10 protein-coding genes are annotated in these 12,983 nt (G+C 71.9%); 1 reads left to right on the forward strand and 9 read right to left on the reverse strand.

Going from position 1 to position 12,983, the window contains the following annotated elements; all coding sequences use genetic code 11:
• Positions 1–151: 151 nt before the first annotated feature.
• From rnk to KIT14_02025, 3 genes are read right to left on the reverse strand one after another with little or no spacing between them, the layout of a single operon-like run.
• Positions 152–556, reverse strand: a complete 405-nt coding sequence (rnk, locus tag KIT14_02015; protein ID MCW5889308.1) for a nucleoside diphosphate kinase regulator — start codon at positions 554–556, stop codon at positions 152–154.
• 30 nt (positions 557–586) lie between these two features.
• A complete protein-coding gene (locus tag KIT14_02020) occupies positions 587–1,252 on the reverse strand; it encodes a hypothetical protein (protein MCW5889309.1) in 666 nt (221 codons plus the stop codon).
• 41 nt (positions 1,253–1,293) lie between these two features.
• On the reverse strand, positions 1,294–2,724 hold the full coding sequence (locus KIT14_02025; protein MCW5889310.1) for a PD40 domain-containing protein: 1,431 nt from the start codon (positions 2,722–2,724) through the stop codon (positions 1,294–1,296).
• Between the two features lie 287 nt (positions 2,725–3,011).
• On the opposite strand from KIT14_02025, the gene KIT14_02030 reads away from it, so the two are divergent.
• Positions 3,012–4,148 (forward strand): nitronate monooxygenase, encoded by a 1,137-nt coding sequence (locus tag KIT14_02030; protein ID MCW5889311.1) that lies wholly within the window; start codon positions 3,012–3,014, stop codon positions 4,146–4,148.
• Positions 4,149–4,160: 12 nt separating this feature from the next.
• Here KIT14_02030 and KIT14_02035 read toward each other — a convergent pair whose 3' ends face one another.
• The 6 genes from KIT14_02035 to KIT14_02060 form a co-directional block, all read right to left on the reverse strand.
• Positions 4,161–6,074, reverse strand: coding sequence for an NAD(P)/FAD-dependent oxidoreductase (locus KIT14_02035; GenBank protein ID MCW5889312.1), 1,914 nt, complete (start codon positions 6,072–6,074; stop codon positions 4,161–4,163).
• A 14-nt stretch (positions 6,075–6,088) separates the two neighbouring features.
• Positions 6,089–8,284 carry a CocE/NonD family hydrolase gene (locus KIT14_02040; GenBank protein MCW5889313.1) on the reverse strand — a complete coding sequence of 732 codons (2,196 nt, stop codon included), beginning with the start codon at positions 8,282–8,284 and terminating at the stop codon, positions 6,089–6,091.
• A 163-nt stretch (positions 8,285–8,447) separates the two neighbouring features.
• Entirely contained in the window at positions 8,448–9,929 is a 1,482-nt protein-coding gene (locus KIT14_02045; GenBank protein ID MCW5889314.1) for an efflux transporter outer membrane subunit, read from the reverse strand.
• Positions 9,919–11,004, reverse strand: a complete 1,086-nt coding sequence (locus KIT14_02050; protein MCW5889315.1) for a biotin/lipoyl-binding protein — start codon at positions 11,002–11,004, stop codon at positions 9,919–9,921. Before KIT14_02050 ends, KIT14_02045 begins: the two co-directional genes overlap by 11 nt.
• Complete coding sequence (locus KIT14_02055) at positions 11,004–11,696, reverse strand: ABC transporter ATP-binding protein (GenBank protein MCW5889316.1); 693 nt, start codon at positions 11,694–11,696, stop codon at positions 11,004–11,006. Before KIT14_02055 ends, KIT14_02050 begins: the two co-directional genes overlap by 1 nt.
• Before the next feature lie 2 nt (positions 11,697–11,698).
• Positions 11,699–12,835: an ABC transporter permease gene (locus tag KIT14_02060; protein MCW5889317.1), complete on the reverse strand. Its 1,137-nt coding sequence runs from the start codon at positions 12,833–12,835 to the stop codon at positions 11,699–11,701.
• Positions 12,836–12,983 lie beyond the last annotated feature (148 nt).

Consider the following 12,983-nt stretch of genomic DNA (forward strand, 5'->3'; position numbering starts at 1 on the left):
TGGAGCGCGGGCGCCACGCGCGGTCCCACGTGCGCCACCGACGGCCGCGTGCTGACGACCGGGTCGCCGCACGCCTGCGCGCGGGCCCAGGCCGTCCCGAGGTCCATCGCGACGCTGGGGCCGGCGATCCACCGCCGCAGCACGGCCGCTCCTAACGGTGGAAGTCGCCCGCGGCTTCGGGCTGGTAGACGATCGCGAGCACGCGCAGCCGCGTGGTCCGCCCGCCGGGCATCGGCCAGTCGATCTCGTCGCCGACGACGAGGCCGAGGAGCGCGCTCGCGATCGGCGCCATGATCGACACCTTGCCGCACGACGCGTCGGCGTCGTGCGGGAAGACGAGCGTGATCGCGTGCTCCTCGCCCGTCGTCTGGTCGCGGTAGCGCACGCGCGAGTTCATGGTCACGAGCGTGGGCGGCACGGCCGCGACCGCGATCACCTCCGCGCGCATGAGCTCCTCTTCGAGCCGCTCGGCCTCCGGCCCGCCATGCCAGGCGATCACCCGCTCCAGGCGGTCGGCATCGAAGGTGCTCACGCGAACGTGCGGAAGTGCGATCATCGCGACACCATCCCCGCTCCACGGCGGGAGTCAAGTCGGCTCGCGCCACGTCGTGCCCCACAGCCAGTCGCCGAGCGGCACCACGAAGTTGAAGTTCCAGCGGTGCATCAGGGTCGGATCGTGGTGCACGCGATGGTGCCGCGTGACGGCGGCGATCGCGCGCCCGAGCGGGCCGTCGCCGGGCCGCACGTGGGCGAGCGCATGCGTGATCTCGTAGACGCCGTAGTACGCGATCACCGCGAAGAGGAAGAGCCACGCCAGCCGCGGCGCGCCGAGCGCCCACAGGCCGGCGAAGAACGGCAGGATGGTCACCACGAGGAGCGGCAGCGCCCAGGGCGGGAACAGCACCCAGCGCAGGTCGGTCCAGTGGTCGATCGCCATGTGGTCGCGGGAGAAGAAGGCGTGGTGCTCGACCACGTGGCGATGGTACACGGCGCGCGGAAAGCGCGGCCGGTGCATCGACCAGCGGTGCGACGCGTACTCGGCGAGCACGATCGCGAGCAGGATCACGGCCAGCGCCAGCCCGTCGGCGACGCCGAGCGGCAGCGTCGTCGCGAGCGGCACCGCGAGACCGACGGCCGTGAAGGCGGCGACGAGCGCCACGTGCCGGGGCCAGCGATACCCCGGCGGCGTCCGGCCGCGGAGGCGGGTGCGGGCGGCGAGCGTCGCCTGGTCGCGCATCGCGGGGAGGATCACGACGCCCGCTCACGCCGGCGCGCGCCGGCTGGGCGCGGCGCTCAGGGGCAGGCGATCGGCGTGTTCTTGCAGACGCCGCCCGGCCCGCAGGTGTCCGCGGTGCAGGGGTTGCCGTCGTCGCATCCCGCGTCGGGGTTGCCCGGGATCGGCTCGAGCGGGGTCTGGCCCACCTTCGTCGCCGGCGACCAGCGGCCGGTGAAGTAGTCGATGACCTGGAGCTGGTGGCCGCAGACGCCCTGCCCGGTGAGATCGTCGTTGGTCGAGAGGGTGAGGAACCAGAGGCCGAGGAAGTTCGAGAGCGGCCCCTGGACGTCGCCGCGGCCGGTCATCTGATAGAGGACGGCGGGCACGCGGCGCATGTCGGTCACGAAGGCGCGGCGACCGGTGGTGCCGTTGCAGAGGAAGTCGCCCGTCGAGATGAAGGCGATGCGGCGGCCGGTCGGATCGATGGTGGGATACGACGACTCGCCCGGGCTCGACGGGGTGCAGCCGTCCACCGGGATCGGCGTCAGCTGTACGAGGTTCGGCAGGTCGCCGAGGTCGACGGAGCCGACGTAGGCCTGGCGGCCCGGACCGCCCGCGGTGCCCGGCAGGTTGGTCGCGGTGGAATCGAAGAGGATGGCGACGCGCCGGATGCCGGACCTGCGCAGCGTCTTGCTCTTCACCGCCGACGACACCGCCGGGTGCGTGCTCGGGCCGTTGCCGTTGGTGAGCTGGTGGAGCCGCGAGCGCTTCACGTCGTACCAGAAGATCTGCGAGATGCCGGAGTCCGAGCCGTCGCCGAGGTGGCGCGCGCGCGACTCGAAGGCGACCACCGAGGCGAGCTTGTTGAGCGCGGGATTGGTGCTCGGCGCGGCGCCGTCGGTGAGCCGCTGGAGCCCGCCCAGGTTGGTCTCGTAGAGATAGATCTGCGTGACGCCGGACGGCCCCACGAGCGACGCGCTCGACTCGAACACCATGCGGCCGCCTGCGCGGCTGAGCGACGGGCGCACGCTGTCGCCGTCGGTGCCGTTGGTGACCCGGCGCAGGTCGCCGGTCGCCAGGTTGAGGAGGAAGATCTGCCGGCGCGCGGCCGCGGGACCGGTGCCGCCGCCGTACGAGCCCAGCGCGTCGAACGCGAGCAGCGTCCCGGCCTGATTGATCGTGGGATTGTCGGGCGCACCCGGCCCGGACGTGATCTGGCGTATCGGCGGCACGGCCGGCAGCGGACAGCCGATGACGATGCCGCCGATGTCGCAGTCGTGCGCGAACAGGTTGAAGAGGAACACCTGGCGCGTGGTGTTGCCCGTGCCCACGAGATCGCCGCTGGAGGCGAAGGCGACGTAGCGATCCCACGACGGGGTCGTGGGATGTGACGTCGGGGCGCCCTTCGAGATCCGGATGGCGGGCGGCGAGTTCTTGTGGAGGGCGTGGGCCGGCGCCGTCACGAGGAGCCCGGCGGCCAGAGCGGTGGCGAGGTAGCGCATCGGCACGCGGGCGACCCCAGCAAGAATGACGCCGAGCGACGGCCCCGAACTTGCGACGCTTCGCGCCGCCGGATCGTGCATTCGTACATCCCGACGCCACGATGTTCGCGCGCGTGCACGACCCGGGGCCCCATCGTGGTACGGCCCCTGCGCAAGCGGATGCGCCGGCGGCGACGTCCGCGGCGATCCGCGGCCGCGAACCTGGCGCGGCGATGCGCGCCCGTTCGCAGCCATCGGGTCGGCAGGTGCGCCTTTGACCGTGTCGGCGCGCCCCGGCTACGACCCGACGACCCATGCGTTCCCCCATCTGCGACCTGCTCGGCATCGAGTTTCCCCTGCTCGCCTTCAGCCACTGCCGCGACGTCGTCTGCGAGGTGTCGCGCGCCGGCGGCTTCGGCGTGTTCGGCGCCGTCAGCCTGCCGCCCGACCGCCTCGAAACCGAGCTGGCGTGGATCGACGAGCACGTCGGCGGCAAGCCGTACGGCGTCGATCTCATCGTGCCGAGCGCCTTCGCCGGCAAGGGCGAGACGATCTCCCGCGACGACGTCGTGCGGCTGGTGCCCGACGAGCACAAGCGCTTCGCCGCCGACATCCTCACCGCCCACGGCATCGACGCCGGCGACCTCGACGAGGCACGCCGCGGCCACGGCGCGCTGCGCGACAACCTGCAGGAGAGCGGCGCGGCGCGCGCGCTCGAGGTCGCGTTCCGGCATCCGATCAAGCTGATCGCGAACGCGCTCGGCGTCCCGCCGCGCATCATGCTCGAGATGGGCAAGCGGCACGGCGTCGCGGTGGCGGCGCTGGTCGGCGCGAAGGAGCACGCGATCAAGCAGGTGCAGGCAGGTGTCGACATCCTCGTCGTCGCCGGCGGCGAGGCCGGCGGCCACTGCGGCGACGTCTCGACCCTGGTCCTCGTCCCCGAGGTGGCGGAGGCGATCCGTCCCTACGGCGACACGCCCATCCTCGCGGCCGGCGGCATCGTCACGGGACGGCAGATGGCGGCGTGCGTGGCCATGGGCGCCGCCGGTGCGTGGACGGCGTCGGTGTGGCTCACCACCCACGAGGCGGAGACCAACCCGGCGGTGAAGGAGAAGATGCTCGCCGCCAGCTCGCGCGACACCGTGCGCTCGAAGGCCCGCACGGGGAAGTATTCGCGCCAGCTGCGCTCGCCCTGGACCGACGCCTGGGAGCGCCCCGAGGCGCCGAAGCCGCTGCCGATGCCGCTGCAGTCGATGGTGAGCGAGCCGGCGCTGCGCAAGGTCGACAAGCTCGCCGAGGGCGGTCACGACGGCGCGCGCACCCTGGCGACCTACTGGGTCGGTCAGGGCGTCGGGCTGATGAACCAGGCGAAGTCGGTGCGCACGGTGGTGCAGGAGTTCAAGGAGGACTTCCTCGCCGCCTACGAACGGCTGGCGGACGCGCTCGGCTAGGCGACCACGAGGCTACGCGAGGACGTAGTCGTCCCAGTCGGGCTGCCGCGTCCACGCCCAGTAGTCGACGAGGCGCCACGGGCTGAGGCCGTGCACCTCGCCCGCGGCGTTCTTGTAGAAGCTGTGCGCGATGTGCGGCGACGCCCATACCGTCTGCCGCAGCTCCTCCTGGCAGCGCCGGTACCAGTCGTCGTAGCGGTCCTGGCGCGGCTCCAGCGTCGCGAGCCCACGCTCCGCCAGCGCGCGCAGGCACTGCACGACGTAGCGGACCTGGCACTCGGCGTGGAAGATCAGGCTGCCGCCGCTCGCGAGGTTCGTGCCCGGGCCGTAGAGCATGAAGAAGTTCGGGAAGCGCGGCACCGTCATGCCGAGGTAGGCGCGCGGGCGCGTCCCCCAGTGCGCGTGCAGGTCGGCGCCGTCGCGGCCGGTGATGCGCAGCGGCGCCAGCATGTCGTTGGCGCGAAAGCCGGTCGCCCACACGACGACGTCGGCGGCGTGCTTCGTCCCGTCGGCATCGACCACGCCGTCCGCCTCGAGCCGCGCGACGCCGGCGCGCACCAGCGTCACGTTCGGGCGCACGAGCGTGCGCAGCCAGCTGCCATTGTCCTGCAACGTGCGCTTTCCCGTAGCCGGGTAGTCGGGAACGACCTTCGCGATCAGGTCCGGCCGGTCGGCGAGCTGGCTCGTGATCCACTCGGTGAACATGAGCCGGGCCATCTCGTTCACCGGGCTCACCGACTGCGCCTGCGGCTCCCAGCTCGGATCGACCTTCGCCGCCGGCAGACCCTTGTCGCAGCCGGGCCAGAACAGGAGGAAGCGGTACCAGCGGCCGTAGAACGGCAGGTGGCGCAGCGCCCAGCGCACGCCGGGTCCGACGGCCGCGTGGTAGCTCGGGTTCGGGAACATCCACTGCGCCGTGCGCTGGACGACCGTGAGATGCGCGACGCGGTCGGCGATCGCGGGCGCCACCTGGAAGCCGGTCGCCCCCGCACCGACCATGACGACGCGCCTGCCGGTGAGATCGACGTCGTGGTCCCAGCATGCGGTGTGGAACGCGGGACCGTCGAAGCGTCCCGGCAGGTCGGGGACGAAGGGCCGGTTCAGCTGGCCGACGGCGCCGATCAGGGCGCGCGCCCGCAGCGTCTCGCCGCTGTCGAGGGCCACCTCCCAGGTCGCCGCCGCCGCGTCCCAGGTCGCGCCGACGACCTCCGTGCCCCAGCGCACGCGCTCGTCGACGCCGTGCTTCTCCATGACGCGCTGGAAGTACGCCTGCAGCTCGGGCTGCTGCGCGAAGAACTCCGTCCAGTGATCGCTCGGCTCGAAGCTGTAGCAGTAGAAGTGGTTGCCGACGTCGACGCGGGCGCCGGGATAGCGGTTCTCCCACCACGTGCCGCCGGGTCCGGCGTTCTTCTCGACGACGACGTACGGAAAGCCCGCCTCCTGCAGGCGGATCGCCGCGAGCAGGCCCGACATGCCGCAGCCGACGACCACGACCGGGAACGCCGCGGCCGAGTCCGCGAGCGGCACCGCAGCCCGCGCGTCGGCGCCGCCCAGCTCCATCTCCTCGAGGAGCATCTGCACGTACTCCTCGGGCACGTCCTCGCAGGCGAGCCAGTCCATCATGCGCTTCAGCAGCGCCGGGCCGATGGGCTCGGGCTCCGGGCAGCCGCGGTCGCGCCAGGCGCAGATCACGTCCAGCGCGAAGGCGCGCGCGGCCGCCTTGTCCTCCTCGGACATGAAGCCCTGCACCTCGTTGAGGAACAGGCCCTGCGGGCGCAGCGGCCCGTCGAGGATCGCGGCGTCCCCGCTCATGTGCAGGCACGACAGCAGCAGCGTCGGGACGGAGACGTCCTCGAGCGCCGCCGCGATCGTTTCGCGGCCCGCCTCCTCGGCGGTGAAGGGCCGGCCCGCGTGCGGGTTCCGCATGCGTCGCCGGCGCGTCAGCCGCCGTTCACCGCCGGCGCATAGGGACGGCACGGCTGCCCGCGCAGCGACGGACAGGGCGGCAGGGTCGCCGGGATGTCCTTCGCCGTGGGAACGACGGACAGCACGATCTTCGACGAACGCTTCCCGCCGCGCGCGACGTCGTTCACCACCAGGCCGTCGGTCGGCGGCGTGTCGAACGCCCACGCGACGCGATCGCCGCCCGGCGCCTCGACGCTGATCCGCAGCCGCGAGCCCTTCCGGAACACGTGCGAGACGGCGTACAGCTCGACGCGTACCGGCACGAACTCGCCCGCCGGCATCGGCGCGGCGTCGCTCTCGAGGTGCGTCTGCACCGGGTGGGTCGAGGTCGAGCGCGCCTCGTCGAGCTTGCGGTGGCTGGCGCGCAGATAGCCGCTCTGGACGTAGATCTCCTGCCCGTCGGGACGGACCTCCGACAGCGTCACCTGGATGTCGGTGTCGGCGGCGCTGCTGCGCAGCCACAGGTCGACGCTGCTCGGCCCGACGACGGTGAGGCTCTTCTTCAGCCGCGGCGTCGTGTAGGCGACGGCGGTGCCGTCGACGAGCGGCAGCCACTCGTAGGGCGGGATCACCGCCCAGGCGTCGCCGTTCGGCAGGGACGACATCGGGCGCGCGGCCGGATCGGGGCGGTAGATGTCGAACTTCTTGCCGCGCGGGCGCTTCTTCGCGAGCTTGCCGTTCTTGCCGAAGAAGAACGTGGTCGGCTTCACCTCCTTGGGCGGCCACTGCGAGTAGCCGAGCCGGTAGCGTGCGACGGGCAGGCCCGGGACGTCGGAGCCGGCGCCGTTCTCCATGCGCACGGTGACGAACGGCGCCGACTCGAAGCGCGCCTTCGCCTCGCCCAGGCTCGTGACGGCGTCGTAGTCGTCCGGCGGCACCGGCACGGCCGGGCTGTCGGCGCCGAGGATCTCCTGCGTGAGGATGCTCGCGAACGCGCTCATGCGGCTCGGGTCGGGGATGCGCCCGGCGACGTAGATGTCGAGGAAGGCGATCCAGTCCCACAGCACCTCGGGATCGAACGGGCTCGTGTGCACGCCGTTCTGCACCGTCACCTTCACGTCCGGCCGCACCGGGAAGCGCGACAGCATGGCGGCGAAGTCGGGGCCCGTCTGCTCGTCGTGGAAGGCGGCCGAGTAGAACATCGGAACCTCGATCCGGCCCACCCAGGTCGCCGGCGAGCGCTCCTCCATGATCGACGGCGTGTAGAACGGCATCGCCTTCGTCTGCAGGACGGGGTCGATCTGCTGGAGGCGCATCTTCTGGTTGTCGAGGCAGACGGTGTCGCCGTCCTCGATCTGCCGGCGGGCCCAGCCCTGGCCGCCGGCCGGCGCCGGCTCGGCGTCGCGGCGGCGTTCGTCGAGCCAGCTCTGCGCGAAGCCGTTGTTGAAGATGCCGCCCGGGTAACCGGGCGCGCGGTAGATGTCGCCGATGGTCGACAGCGGCGCGACCGCACCGAGGTGCGGCGGGCGCGCGCCGCCGACGAACGTCTGGGTGATGCCGGAGAACGAGAGGCCGACCATGCCGACCTTGTTGTTCAGCACCCACGGCTGCACGCCGACGGTCTCGACGACGTCGTAGCCGTCGGCCGTGGTGGCGTAGTCGAAGATGCCGAAGACGCCGCCCGAGCAGCCCGAGCCGCGCATGTTCACGCCGACGACGGCGTAGCCGAGCGCCCACGTGATCAGCTCCGAGGGCTGCGACGGCTGGGCGCCGGGCTCGGCCGGGTTGTAGCCCGAGTACTCGATGACGGTCGGGAACGGCCCGTCGGCCATGGTCTTGCCGAGCGGCGGGCGCACGGTCGCGGCGAGCAGCGTGCCGTCGCGCATGCGGATGTACTGATAGCCCTCGGTCAGCGTCTGGGCCTCGTAGAACGACTGCGGCGGATGATCCGCGAAGCGCAGGACGGTGCCGGTGAGCGGCTCGCCGCCGCCGGCGCTCTCGATCGCGTAGGTGACGCCCTGCTCCAGGAACGGAAACAGCAGGCTGCCGTTGACGTCGACCTGCCCGCTCGCGACCTGGCCGCGTTCGGGATGCACGAGCGTCAGGGTGTCCCCGGGCGTCGCCTCCAGGATCGAGAGGTAGCCGACGTTCGGCTGCACGACGGCGGCGGGTGCCGTACCGGCCAGGACCAGGGAACAGAGCGACGAGAGGAGCAGGAATCGAGATCGCACGAGGTCTCCGCTGGAAGCATCGACCGGGCCCGATGCGCCGGTCGTTCGAACGCACGGGCTTACTCGAAATCCGCGGGGCCGGTCCACCCGTGCGCAGAGCGAGACGACCGCCGGGGTGGGATCGTGTCGGACGGGTTGCCATCTGCGCACCGACCGGCCGCCGTCACGGGTCCGGGGGGCTGCCGGCCGCGCCCAGCACGGAATCCTGCACGTCCCACCACCCCCCGCCGAGCGCGGTGAACAGCGCCACGGTGTCCTGGAGCCGCTGCGCCTGGCCGCCGATGCGGGCGATCGACGCCGCATTCCACTGCGTGTCGGCGATGAGGAGCTGGACGTAGTCGGCGACGCCCCAGCGATAGTCGATGGCGATCAGGCGGCGGGCCTCGCGCGCCGCCGCCTCCTGACGCACCTGCGCGGCGACCTGCGCCGCGTCGTGCTCGAGCGCCGCCAGCGTGTCCGCCACCTGCGCCAGCCCGGCGAGCACGGTCTGGCGGTAGGTCTCCATCGACGCCTCCCAGGTCGCGATCGCGGCGCGGCGCTTGAACCAGAGCTCGCCGCCGTGGAACAGCGGGCTCACCACCTGCGCGCCGTACACCCAGGCGGCGGCCGGACCGCTGAAGAGCGCCGCCGCCGCGGTGCTCGTCCACCCGTAGCTTCCCGAGAGCGTGATCTGCGGGAACATCGCGGCGGTGGCGACGCCGACCTCGGCAGCGGCGCTGTGGAGCTGCGCCTCGGCGGCGAGGATGTCCGGCCGCCGGCGGACGAGCACCGACGGCAACGTCACCGGCACGTCCTGCGGCACGTCGAGGTCCTCGAGCGACACCGGCGCGGCGCCTGACGCCCCCGGCTCCGTCCCGAGCAGCGTCGCGAGCAGATGGCGGGTGTGGTCGAGCTGCTGCTCGAGCGGCGCGAGCTGCGCCTCGCTCGCCGCCAGCTGCGCTTCGAGGCTCGAGAGGGTCGCCCACGGCACCGTACCCGCGTTCGCCTGCGCGCGGGTGACGTCGACCTGCTCGCGCTCGTCGGCGATCAGCTTGCCCGTGAACGCGATCTGCGCGGCATACCCCGCCTCTGCGACGGTCGCGTTGGCCACGTTCGCGATCAACGTCAGATAGGTCGCCGCCGTCTCGTACAGCCGGGCCTCGGTCTGCGCCCCCTGGCTTTCGACCGCGCGACGTTCGGCGCCGAACACGTCGAGCACGTAGGACACGCTCGCCGAGACGGAGTAGACGTCGAAGGTCTCGCGCCCGGAGCCCGGGATGGGAACGAACGGCCGCTCGCGCACCGCGCCGCCGCCGAGATCGACCTGCGGGAGGAAGACGCCGTAGCCGGCGCGCAGCTGGTCCCGGCTGGCGCGCAACGTCGCCTGTGCCGCCCGGAGCGTGGGATTCGCCGCGAGCGCCTGCGCGATGCGCGCGTTCAGCTCGGGGGAGCGGAAGAGCTCCCACCAGGCGGCCGGCACGGCCGCCTCGGGGACGAAGCGTTGGGCGCGGCCGGCCGCCGTCTCGGTCTCCGCCGGCAGCGGCGCGGCGGTGTAGTGCGTCTGCACGGGCGGCGGCGGCCGCGCGAAGTCCGGCCCGACGGCGCAGCCGGCGCCGAGCAGGAGCGGCGCCAGGACAAGGCGCCGGCGGCGTCGCTCACCGCGCACGGACATACACGTCGACCAGCTGCCCCGGGTACAGCGCCATGTCCGCCGGACGCACGAAGCGGAAGACGATCGGCAGCACACGCAGATCGACGCGCTCGGTGCGGTCGTTGGAGAGCTCGATCTTGGGCGTGACGTAGGGCTGCACGCGCACGAACTCGAGCGGGACATGCACGTCCGTGCCGCGGACGTACATCGTACCCTCGAGCGCGTCGACGCGGCCGAGCTTCGCGATCAGGATCTCGTCGACGAAGACGCGCACGGCCAGATGCACGTGCTCGTCGGCCATGACGAGCATCGGCGTCTCCCCTTCCGTGTAGGTGTCGTACGTCCCCTGCGGCGCGACGTAGCCGCCGACCGCGGCGTTCACCGATACGACGGTGCCGTCCTTCGGTGCGCGGATCGTGTACTTCGCGAGCAGCGCGCGCGCCGCCGCCGCGGCCGCCGCCGCGGCCCGGTACTGCGCCGCCTGGTTGCGGACGTCGTAGATCCAGGCCCCGGCCTTGGTGAGATCCAGCTGCCGCCGTGCGACGTCGAGGTTCGCCTGCGCGACGCGGACGGCGTTGATCGCGTCGTCGAGGACGAGCCTGCTCACCGAGCGCGGATCGGCGGCGTAGGAGGCCCGCTGCTTCGCGAGCTGGTCGCTCGAGGTCGCGAGCGTCGCCTGCGCGGCTGCGACCTGGCTGACGGCGATGCGCAGCGTCTCCGGGCGCGGCTCGGCGCGCAGCTGCTCGAGCAGGGCCCGCGCGGCGCCCGCCTGCGCCTTCTGCTGCGCGACGACGGCGCGCTGGACGGAGTCCTCGATGCGCACGAGCGGCGTGCCCCGCGTCACGCGCTCGCCCTCGCGCACCAGAATGGAGGTGACCGTGCCGGCCACCTCGGAAAAGACGTTGACGTTCGCGCCGCTCGGCTGGTCGCTCTCGACGATGCCGTTGGCGTAGACGCCGCGCTCGTAGGGGCTCGTGGGCGGGTCGAATACGGGCGGCAACGGCGTCTGCCGGATCGCGAACACGATCGCGCTCGCGACACCGGCCACGATGCCGAGCGCCGAGAGGACGAATATCAGCCGGACGCGCATCAGCCTCCGCGGACCTCGCCGGTGATCCGCCCGTCCTCCATCGTGATCGTCCGGTCGGCGAACTCGGCGATGCGGTTGTCGTGCGTCACGATGACGATGCACCGTGAGGGTCCCAGCAGCCGGATGCGGACGAACTCGACGATGCGACGGCCGGTCTCGCCGTCGAGCGATGCCGTCGGCTCGTCGAAGATGAGGATCTCGGGCTCGGCCACGATCGCGCGCGCGATCGCGACGCGCTGCTGCTCGCCGCCGCTCAGCTTGAGCGGCGGCAGCTCGGCGCGGCGTGCGAGGCCGACGACGTCGAGGCAGTGCCGCGCCGCCTCCACGGCGGCGTGCCAGGGCCGCCGGCGCAGGATCAGCGGGATGGCGACGTTCTCCACCGTCGTGAGACGCGGAAACAGGTGGTAGTCCTGGAAGACGAAGCCGATCGTGTGCAGGCGGAAGTCGGCGAGCGCGTCGTCGTCGAGGCGCCAGATGTCACGGCCCTGGGCGACGACCGTGCCGGCGTTCGGCCGCAGAATCCCGGAGAGGATGCTGAGAAGCGTCGTCTTGCCGCTCCCGGATGGGCCGACGATGTAGAGCATTTCGCCGCAGCGGGCGGCGAGGTCGACCTCGCGTACGGCTAGCGTCTTCGCGTCGCCCTCACCGAACCATTTGACGATGCCGCGCGCCTCGATCGCGACGGTGCGCATCCCTAGCCTCGGAAGATGTCGAACGGTTCGACGCGGATCACCTTGCGCACGCCGACGTAGCCCGACACGCCGGCGATCACGAGGACCATGACGAACGCGAGCGCGAGGTTGAGGTAGGTGATCGTCGCGGCGTAGTCGGGTAGGCGCAGCTTCGCGAGCGCGATCAGCAGCGCGGCCAGCCCGACGCCGAGCCCGTAGCCCGTGAGGCTCGTCAGCACGGCCTCGAAGAGGATGATGAGGACGAGCTCGCGCGACTTCGCGCCGATCGCCTTCAGCGCCCCGAAGCGCTCCAGGTTCTCGACGATGAAGGTGTAGAACGTCTGCCCCGAAACCGACAGCCCGACGAGGAAGCTCACCAGCGTCATGATGAGGATGTTCGTGCCGACGCCGGTCCGAAACGTGTAGAATGACGTGATCTGGCTTCGGAAGCCGCGCGCGGTGAGCGCGCGATAGCCGAGCGCCTGCACCTGCGCGACGATGGCGGGGACGGCCTCGGGCGTCTTGGGCTCGACGAGAACGTACGACAGCGTGAAGCGCGTCGACGGGATGTCCTGGATGGCGCGCCGGTAGGTCGTGTACAGCGTCGGCACGCCGAAGAGGCTGCTCAGCGGAACCTCGGCGACGCCGACGACGACGGCACGATGGTCGTTGATCTCGAACGTCGTCCCGAGCGTCGGCGATTCCATCTTGCCGTACTCGGTGTCGCGCACGACGATGTAGGCGTCGTCGGCGTAGATGTCCTCGATGTGCCCGGCGACCAGGCGGGGACGGCCGAAGAGGCTCGTATCGTCGAGACCGAGCACCGTCACCGCCTGATACGTGCCCGAGCTCAGCCGGACGAGCGCCGCGCCCGAGTAGAGGGGCACGGCCCAGCGCACGCCGTCCATGCTGCGTACGGCGTCGAGGACGTAGTCGGGCAGCGGGATGGTGTTCGCGACCGTGGTCACGGCCGGATCCATGACCCAGATGGACGCCCCCGTGTTGACGACGGTCGCGGACGCGCGCTGGAGGATGCCGGCGAACATCGACGTCACCTGCACCATCAGGAACACCGAGAAGGTCAGCCCGATGATCAGCGCCGCGAACTTCGCCCGGTCGGTGACGAGGAGCTTGTAGGCGAGGGTCAGGAGGGAGCGCATACGTGGGGCGTCCCGGCCGCCGCAGCGTGCCTGTCCGGGTGCGGAGCAACCGCCGTGCCCGTGCGCGGTCGCCGTCGGCTTCCGTGCACGGACCCAGCCCTGGGAACCCGCCGGGCAAGCGATCCCAAACCTGCGAACGCGGTCCGGC

The organism is bacterium (assembly GCA_026129405.1).
Taxonomy (GTDB): Bacteria; Desulfobacterota; Binatia; order DP-6; family DP-6; genus JAHCID01.

What these genes read in the sequence shown, in the direction of transcription:
- KIT14_02050 (MCW5889315.1), bottom strand. Translation starts at nt 11,004, where the DNA reads ATGCGCGTCCGGCTGATATTCGTCCTCTCGGCGCTCGGCATCGTGGCC.
- KIT14_02055 (MCW5889316.1), bottom strand. Translation starts at nt 11,696, where the DNA reads ATGCGCACCGTCGCGATCGAGGCGCGCGGCATCGTCAAATGGTTCGGT.
- KIT14_02035 (MCW5889312.1), bottom strand. Translation starts at nt 6,074, where the DNA reads ATGCGGAACCCGCACGCGGGCCGGCCCTTCACCGCCGAGGAGGCGGGC.
- KIT14_02060 (MCW5889317.1), bottom strand. Translation starts at nt 12,835, where the DNA reads ATGCGCTCCCTCCTGACCCTCGCCTACAAGCTCCTCGTCACCGACCGG.
- rnk (MCW5889308.1), bottom strand. Translation starts at nt 556, where the DNA reads ATGATCGCACTTCCGCACGTTCGCGTGAGCACCTTCGATGCCGACCGC.
- KIT14_02030 (MCW5889311.1), top strand. Translation starts at nt 3,012, where the DNA reads ATGCGTTCCCCCATCTGCGACCTGCTCGGCATCGAGTTTCCCCTGCTC.